The sequence below is a fragment of the Photorhabdus sp. RM71S genome (assembly GCF_042879355.1).
GTDB classification, from domain to species: Bacteria; Pseudomonadota; Gammaproteobacteria; order Enterobacterales; family Enterobacteriaceae; genus Photorhabdus; species Photorhabdus kayaii.
In genome coordinates, this window is sequence record NZ_JBHFKV010000315.1 from 1 (window position 1) to 223 (window position 223).

1 pseudogene is annotated in these 223 nt (G+C 46.6%); it reads left to right on the top strand.

Annotation, left to right across the window (positions count from 1 at the left end):
* Positions 1–223, top strand: a pseudogene (locus ACGF5R_RS25035) (hypothetical protein); the annotation flags it as partial.

Sequence of the window (223 nt, forward strand, 5' to 3'; positions counted from 1 at the left end):
TGTTCCGCATGTTCGATTTACGCGACAGGGAAAGAAAAAGCTGGAAGATCCACGCGATATCTACGAAATGGTGGCAAACCAAGGATCAAGGCGTTTGCGGGCGTGTATTTTGGGGGTGATACCCGGTGATGTTATCGAAGCGGCAGTTAATCAGTGTGATGTGACACTCAGAAGCAATGCTGATACATCCCCTGACGCTATTAAGAAAATGATTGCAGTATTC